The organism is Prosthecochloris marina (genome assembly GCF_003182595.1).
Lineage (GTDB): Bacteria > Bacteroidota > Chlorobiia > Chlorobiales > Chlorobiaceae > Prosthecochloris > Prosthecochloris marina.
In genome coordinates, this window is the sequence record NZ_PDNZ01000007.1 from 185,988 (window position 1) to 194,122 (window position 8,135).

At 47.8% G+C, this 8,135-nt stretch carries 6 protein-coding genes; all 6 read right to left on the reverse strand.

The window, feature by feature from the left end; genetic code table 11:
* Positions 1-67 precede the first annotated feature (67 nt).
* The gene (locus CR164_RS10760; protein WP_110023990.1) at positions 68-2,320 is read right to left on the reverse strand and encodes an FAD-dependent oxidoreductase; all 2,253 of its coding nucleotides are present in this window, start codon (positions 2,318-2,320) and stop codon (positions 68-70) included.
* Positions 2,321-2,323: 3 nt separating this feature from the next.
* Complete coding sequence (locus CR164_RS10765; protein WP_110023991.1) at positions 2,324-3,565, reverse strand: CoB--CoM heterodisulfide reductase iron-sulfur subunit A family protein; 1,242 nt, start codon at positions 3,563-3,565, stop codon at positions 2,324-2,326.
* A gap of 150 nt (positions 3,566-3,715) precedes the next feature.
* Complete coding sequence (gene aprA, locus CR164_RS10770) at positions 3,716-5,692, reverse strand: adenylyl-sulfate reductase subunit alpha (RefSeq protein ID WP_110023992.1); 1,977 nt, start codon at positions 5,690-5,692, stop codon at positions 3,716-3,718.
* Positions 5,693-5,721: 29 nt separating this feature from the next.
* Entirely contained in the window at positions 5,722-6,144 is a 423-nt protein-coding gene (aprB, locus tag CR164_RS10775; RefSeq protein WP_110023993.1) for an adenylyl-sulfate reductase subunit beta, read from the reverse strand.
* A gap of 132 nt (positions 6,145-6,276) precedes the next feature.
* The gene (gene sat, locus CR164_RS10780) at positions 6,277-7,491 is read right to left on the reverse strand and encodes a sulfate adenylyltransferase (protein ID WP_110023994.1); all 1,215 of its coding nucleotides are present in this window, start codon (positions 7,489-7,491) and stop codon (positions 6,277-6,279) included.
* A gap of 344 nt (positions 7,492-7,835) precedes the next feature.
* Positions 7,836-8,135 (reverse strand): DsrE/DsrF/DrsH-like family protein (locus CR164_RS10785; RefSeq protein ID WP_193525198.1); only part of this gene is annotated, 300 nt, incomplete at its 5' end.

Genomic DNA, 8,135 nt, shown 5'->3' on the forward strand with positions numbered 1-8,135 from the left:
ACTCGTAACGCTCCTTTGAAAGAGAAATCGTCATGTTTCTTCGCGTTGCTGTTTGCGGTTATTGTTATTAGAATCCTTTGTAAGGATTTTCACCAATATCATCGATCTTCTTGGTAAACTCCTCAATTATCCCAGGCAGTTTTTCCCATTCATTTATAGCAATTTGTACCTGCTCGACCCTTTCCGCTTCAAGCATAAGACGATCAAGTGTTTCCTGGACTTTTTCAAGCCTTTCATTAGCCATCTGGCTTCCCTTGATGTAATGACACTGGTAATCATCCCCGTATTTACATCCGAGGAGCAGAATACCATCGATCCCTTTGGAAAGAGCATCGGCAATCCACACGAGGTTCAATCCGCCGAGACATCGCAACGGTATCAGCCTGATGTTGGGATTGAGATTCATCCTGTTCAGCCCCATCATATCAAAAGCAGGATATGCATCGTTTTCACAGACGAAACCAAGAATAAAGGTTCCTTCATCAGGAACTTCTATGGATTTCAAAACAGATGAAATCATATCGACACTGTAATCCTTGAATGAAATGACTCTTTGCGGACATGCTCCCATACAGACACCGCAACGGCGGCAACGAGACGGGAATTCAAGCGGAGTTCCGTCCGCTTTTTCATTATAGGCTCCGAACGGACATTCAACAGTACATCTTCTGCACTGAGTACAGCTTTCAAATCGTATTTCAGGATACGTCCGGTCCCATGTTCTGGGGTGAACGGCTCTTCCCTCTGCAGTGAGTTCGAGACACTGAATGGCTTTCAATGCGGCACCGGTTGCATCCGCTGTAGACTGAACCGCATCCATGGGATGGCGCACCGCTCCTGCAGAATAAATACCTGTTCGTCTTGTTTCGTAAGGAAAGCAGATGAAATGCGAGTCAGGAAAGCCCCATTTCAGATGAGGCATTTCAGGCCCCTGGCGATACTTGAGGTTAAGGATCAGGCTTTCGGGCTCCAGTGCTTCGATTTCACCGTCTTCCGTCTCTTTTTTCACTATGTTTCCGATATATTCAGAAGTAAGATTGTTAACCCCTTTCTCATCGGGAACCATGCTCGAAACCATACCTGTAGCCAGCACGACCATGTCGGCCTGGATGTTCATTTTCCTGCCGAGCAGAAGATTATCCACTTCGACATAGAGACTCCCGTCAGGGGCTTCTTCTATATCGAGTATTTCTCCTTTGGCGAGAAAAACTCCCTCGTCGTCCTGCGCGGATTTATAGAAGTTTTCATACAACCCCATCGTCCTCATATCCTTGTAAATAATAAAAGCACCTGCATCAGGGTCGGACTCTCTTACGTATTTCGCCTGTTTCAGTGACACATTGCAACACACCGTAGAACAGTACGGCACATGGTCTTCATCCCGCTGCCCTGCGCATTGCATGAATACAACGTTCTTTACCGGTTTACCGTCGGATGGTCTGAGCACCTTGCCGTTGCCGTTCTTGACAAGTTCCTCCATTTCGAGATTCGTCACCACATTCTTGTGCTTACCGTATCCCAGGTGACCGAGTTTCCCGGCATCATAAGGTTTCCAACCTGTGGCTAAAACTATAGAACCGGCATCGAACGCCTCAGCCGTTCCGCTTCGGTCTATCGTCACCTTGTATTCGCCGGGCCCTCCTTCGATTGAGGAAATTGTAGCGCGGGTATGTATGGTGATATTCTTGTCGTTTTGAGCAGCATCGATCTTGGATGAAACAGTAGGCTGTTCGAGCTCGGCAAACGGCGGTTTGGTCGGAAAAACCCGATACATCTTTTTAGCCCATCCTCCCAGTTCTTCAGCTTTTTCAACCAAAACCGTTTTATAGCCGGCCTGCGACGCTTCAAGGGCCGCTGTCAGGCCGGTAACGCCACCGCCAACAACAAGAACGGTCCGATTGACATCGGCTATCTTAGGGTCGGGCAGCTCAGCTTTTTCAGCTCGTGTAATTCCCATTCTCAGATAATCGGCAGCCATCATCTGGGTCGATTCTCTGGACGCCTCATCCGAAGGCTGTGTCCAGACAACCTGCTCCCGGAGATTCACCCTCTCGACAACGTTTTTCAGAGGATCGAAATCAAACACATCGCTGTTCACTCTCGGCGAACAAGCAGCAATGACGATCTTGTTGACATCACCGTTGTTTATATCATCCTTGATAACCTGTACACCGTCTCTGCTGCAAAGGAACGGATGCGTCTTGCATACGGGCACCCTGAACTCACTGGACGCGACCTTTTCGAGTTCTTCAATGTCCAGAGCCTCTCCAATACCGCAGTCACTGCAGAGATACACTCCTATTTTCTTTTCGTCAGCCATAGTTTAACTCCTCACAAGACTTTGAATGCTTTTCAATGCCACGCCTGTGGCATCCTGTATGGATGTGGTAACATCTGAGGGCCTTTTAGCCACGCCTGTAGAATAAACACCGGGAGATTTACCCGTAACGATAAACCCGTTCTCCTCGAAATTCAGCGAAGCGTTCTCGGAAACAGCAGCGGCCATACCGGTAGCCAAAACCACCATATCTGCTTTTTCATAGATCTTTTCTCCGCCTTCCACATCTTCGGAAGTAACGATGACACCGCCAGTTGCCGGATCTTCCTCTATTTTGGCGATCTTGCCTTTCATCAGTTTTATACTTTCGTCCGACTTCACCCTGTTGAGAAAATCCTCATATTTACCGGGGGTTCTCAGATCGATGTATGCGACGACAACCTGTGAATCAGGATACTGTTCCCTGACATAGGTTGCCTGTTTGAGAGAAGCCATGCAACAAATTGCAGAGCAGTAGTTCAAGTGCTCTTCATCTCTGGATCCGGCACACTGCACAAAAACAACTTTCTTGGCCTCCTTGTTATCCGAAGGTCTCAGAATCTTTCCTTTTGTCGGACCGTTCGGAGAAGCAAGTCGCTCCATCATCATGTTGGTAATGACGTTTTTCACCTGACCGTACCTCAGATTATCCATTTTCGAGGCATCATAAGGATTCCAGCCGGTTGCGTAAACAATACTGCCAACGTTCAACTCAACGGTTTCGGGCTCCATGTTTAAGTCTATCGCATCATATTTGCATGCCTCGACACATTTGTCACAGGATGAATCGGTACATGCCTCCCTGTCAACGACGTACCTCATGGGATATGCCATTTCATGCGGCAGATGTATCGCCTTGGTCTTGTCCATCCCGAAATTAAAATCATTCGGCGTCTCGACCGGGCATACTTCGGCGCAGGCATCGCATGCAGTACATTTTTCATTGACATATCTTGGGCTCACTTTGAGCCTGACCTTGTAGTTTCCCTCATCCCCGCTTACCTCCTCGACCCGGGTCATCGTATAAACGGTTATTTTGGGATTTGGCTTGATTCGTCTGAAGTTCATCTCCAGACCACAGTAGGGCGGACAAAGCTTGGGGAAATACTTGTTCAACTGAGCGACCCTTCCTCCGAGGTAAGGGTTCTTCTCAACAATAATCGTATTGTAGCCAACCTCTGCGGCTTCAACCGCAGCGGTGATCCCGCTTATACCACCTCCGACAATTAAAACAGTTTCAACTGACATGATTCTCCTCTGCGGATAAACACTGATAATCTTTGAACAGGAATCGTAAACTTCTTAGTCTCTCTTCATGCATTGTATTTCTGCAAATAAAGTAATCCCCGAGGCCGAACCTCGGGGATATTCTTCGGGCTACGTCACAAATGTCACGGACTAATCCGGCACAACCTGGACGTAATCCCTCTTCGAGAGGCTCCATGTATGAGAATCCCTGTCATACTTGGAAATGGTGAAGCACCTCCAGTTCTCATCATCGACATAGAAATGATCAGCCCTGAAATAGTAGCCCGGGTAGCGTGTATCTTCCCTGAACAGAATGTGCTGCGCATGCGCTTCACCGGCCATCAGACGATGATAGTTCTCCCAGCATCTCATCAGTTCATGAAGATCTTCAGCTGCCATTTTTTCAGCATCCTCCTTGAGCAAGGTAAGGTGCTCCAGTCCTTTCTCGAGCATGGTCTTACTTGTGGTATACCAGGTAGATACACCGGCCACATACTCGTCCATGATCTTCTGGAGCCTTGCCTGAAACATTTTCGGCTTGATATAGTTCGGATTGACCTCGGTATCGGTGCTGTAATCCTTGTTTTTACCGAAAACCTCCATCGGCAGATAGATTTCAGCAATAACCTCATCGACATCCCTGCCAAGCTCCGGTTTGTAATCGGCATGGTCCAGGCAGTAAGCTGTCATTGCCTTTCCGGCAATTCGCCCTTCAGCATGAGAACCCGAAGAGAACTTGTGCCCTGAAGCACCAACACCGTCACCTGCAGTAAAAAGACCGTCGACAGTGGTCATTCTGTTATAGCCCCAGTGCCATTCATCCGGAATACCGGCAACATCGCCAGGACCACTCACCCAGATTCCAGCACAGCCTGCATGTGAACCGAGAAGATACGGCTCGGTCGGCATCAGCTCGGACGGAAGTTTGTCCGGCTCGATGTTGTTACCCGCCCAGACAACGGCCTGACCGATACACATATCGAGAAAATCTTCCCATGCCTCGGCTTCGAGGTGCTTCATCTGTTTCGGTGTCATGGTCTCACCCAGAGCCTGCATAGCCTCATGGGTACGCATCAGAATAGGTCCTTTGCCGGCTTTCATGTCGATCATCATCATATGGTTTCTCATTGCTGTCGTGAGCTGATGAGGATCTTCGGCATATTTTCCGAAATCTTTATTTGCCGCTCCGAGGTTCGTAGAGCAGTAGTCTTCTCCGAGAGAGTTGGTCGCCTTACACTTGAAGAACAGGAACCATGCACCAACAGGACCGTATCCATCCTTGAATCGAGCAGGCACAAACCTGTTTTCCATAAGAACCAGTTCGGCACCGGCCTGAGCAGCCAATGCATATGTGGTACCGGCGTTCCAGACAGGATACCATGCACGGCCCTGGCCTTCGGCAGTCGAACGAGGTCTGTAAACGTTAACCGCGCCACCGCAGGCAAGCAACATGGTTTTTGCGGTAAAGACGTAAACCTTGTTTTCCCTTACACTGAAACCGATAGCACCGGCGACTCTGTTAGGATCGTTTTTATCATGAATCAGCTCACTGATGAAAACCCTTTCAAAATGGTTCTGATCGACACCGGTCTCTTTTCTGTTATATTCAAGGGCCTTTTTTGCAGCTTCGGCAACGATAACTTTGTAGGATTCACCGTTGATCATGATCTGCCATCTTCCCGACCTGACGGGCTTACCGCCTTCAGTCAGTTTCGGCGCAGGTTTTGAACCGTCTTGAGTGGAACCGTCCTCAGCGCGCTTCCACACCGGAAGCCCCCATTCTTCGAAAAGATGGACTGAATTGTCAACGTGCCTGCCGAGATCATAGACAAGATCCTCCCGGATAACGCCCATAAGGTCTTTTCTGACATATTTCACATAATCCGCAGGATCGTTTTCGCCACAATAGGTATTGATAGCTGAAAGCCCCTGCGCAACAGCACCGCTTCTGTCGGTCGCTGCCTTGTCAACCATGGTGATCCTTATTCCTTTCGGTGTCGCCCATTTGCCAGCCTCATATGCAGCACCGCAGCAAGCCATTCCACCGCCAATAAGCAGAATATCCGTATCTACAGTAACAACTTCCGGCTTCTCGCAATATTTAAATTCGTTTTTTTCAACTCCCATTGATTCCTCCTTAACCAATTTTGATTGTGTTATAGTGTTGGATATTCCGGCATGTTAAAGAAACCCGGCTTCTTGAGGTTGGCGTAATCGGGTTCCGGCTTGCCTGTATAGAGATCAACAGAACCTTCTGCAGTGGTTCTGATCGGGAACTTGTACCTTTTGAGCGTACCGTTACGGAATTTGATCGTCCACATGATTGCATCGGTACCTCTTAAGGGAATAACGTTTCCCCCAAGGGGCACAAAATCTGCATAACCCCTGACCTCGATAGCCTGCTGTGGACAGATCTTCACACAGTTGTAACATTCCCAGCACTGGTCAGGCTCCTGATTCCATGCCAGCATCCTGTCGACATCGAGCTTCATAAGGTCATTGGGACAGATATACATACATGCTGTCCTTTCCTGCCCTTTACAGCCGTCACATTTCTCCTTAATTACAAAACTCGGCATAATTGGTCCTCCTTTACCGAATATTTGCAGACAATGCCTGCGATTTACAAAGCCATTGGAAGTATAACTACAAAGAAAAATCATTGTTGCCGGCCGGCTACAGCAGCCGTCGGCAAGGAATAACAGAAACGCTTACTTTCCTTCTGCATGAGTGTGCACTTTAATGTCAACCTTCTCGGAGAGCCCTGCATAGTATTCTTTGAGAATTTCTAGAACTTCAGGACGGCTGAAATGATCAGGAACCGCTTCACCTTCGGAAAGCATTTTTCTCAGTCTGGTACCACTGACACTCAACCGGTCTTCCTTACCATGCGGACATGTCTTCATGGAAGCCATCCCGTCACATTTATAGCAGTAAAATGTCCAGTCTATCTTCAGCGGTTTGGTTTCGAGCGCATCTTCCGGAATCTCATCAAAAATATGGTGGGCATCGAAGGGACCGTAGAAGTCACCGACCCCTGCATGATCCCTACCGACAATGAGATGGCTGCATCCGAAATTCTGTCTGAACAACGCGTGCAGAAGCGCTTCTCTCGGGCCGGCATACCGCATATCGAGCGGATAACCGGCCTGGATACAGGTACCCTTCACAAAGTAGTTTTCCATAAGAGCGTTGATGCACTCTTTTCTGACGTCGGCAGGAATATCACCAGGCTTGAGTTTACCCAGAAGCTGGTGAATTAAAACACCGTCACATATTTCAATTGCAATTTTCACAAGGTATTCGTGGGACCGATGCATGGGATTTCTTGTCTGAAAAGCCGCGACGGTGCTCCAGCCGTTTTCTTCAAAGAGTTTCCTTGTCTGAACGGGGGTCATGTAGATACCCTCAAATTCTGAAGGAAAAGTCCCTTCACTGAAAACTTTCACCGGACCGCCGAGATTCACTTCACCTTGCTCCATCACCTTCAGAACACCGGGATGCTCGGTATCGTCGGTCTTGAACACCTCCCGGCACTCATGAGCTTTGTCAATCGTATACTTTTCCTCGACAATCATGCTTCCCATAAGCTCACCTGACTCATCGTCGACAAGAGCGACTTCCTCGCCGGCACTCAAACTGTCCGCTTTCTCTCTGCTTGTAGAAAGCGTAATCGGAATCGGCCAGAACGTACCGTCAGCCATCGTATAGCTGTCGACACTACCTTTCCAGTCACCCTGACCCATAAATCCTTCCAGTGGAGAAAAACCTCCTATGCCAAGCATGATAAGATCGCCGGTTTCACGGGAAGACATGCGCACCTCCTTGAAGGATCTTGCTTTTTCCCGTTCCTCTCGTAACTCCCCACCAGTCAATAAGAGTGGCTTTAAAGCCTTTTCTTTACCATGCGGATTGACTAACGACATGTGATTCTGTTTTTATGTTACAGAGGCTCTTGCGAAGCAAATACCTTTTAAAGGGGATGAACAAAAAAACAAAAAAATCAGATGAGATGTAATTTTACCGAATTTCGCAACAATTGTCAAACATTGCAAAAATCAGGCAACCAGATTTTTGTTTTTCTTCCATCAAGCACAAAAAGTAGTGCTCTTTCCTCTTTTTTTACCACTGAAATCCAACGCTATTCTGATCGACAGATGTACTTTATTCTTTAAAGCCATCAATATTAACGATCGTAAAATGCAAAATATTTATATAACGATGAAGTGATCTTATCATTCTTCCCAAGAGAGTTTTTTTTTGCAAAACCTCAGATGAACAACTGAATATCGGCGTCGGCTGCGTACTCGAGAAACATGGCAGCTCCCGCGAACTCTACGCCGTCTATGAAGTCTTCTTTCGAAAATCCAAACACATCCATCGTCATCTGGCACGCGATAAACTTCACCCCACAATCGATACACAGCTCGCGCAGCTCCTCGATGGTCGCGACTCCTTTGTTTTTGAACGTTTCTTTCATCAAGCTCGTCGCCAGCGTGTCGAACCCCGGAACATTACCTGTTATGATTTTCGGTATCTGCCAGTTGATGTTCTGAAATCCCTCGTTGCC

What these genes read in the sequence shown, in the direction of transcription:
- CR164_RS10760 (WP_110023990.1), bottom strand. Translation starts at nt 2,320, where the DNA reads ATGGCTGACGAAAAGAAAATAGGAGTGTATCTCTGCAGTGACTGCGGT.
- CR164_RS10765 (WP_110023991.1), bottom strand. Translation starts at nt 3,565, where the DNA reads ATGTCAGTTGAAACTGTTTTAATTGTCGGAGGTGGTATAAGCGGGATC.
- aprA (WP_110023992.1), bottom strand. Translation starts at nt 5,692, where the DNA reads ATGGGAGTTGAAAAAAACGAATTTAAATATTGCGAGAAGCCGGAAGTT.
- aprB (WP_110023993.1), bottom strand. Translation starts at nt 6,144, where the DNA reads ATGCCGAGTTTTGTAATTAAGGAGAAATGTGACGGCTGTAAAGGGCAG.
- sat (WP_110023994.1), bottom strand. Translation starts at nt 7,491, where the DNA reads ATGTCGTTAGTCAATCCGCATGGTAAAGAAAAGGCTTTAAAGCCACTC.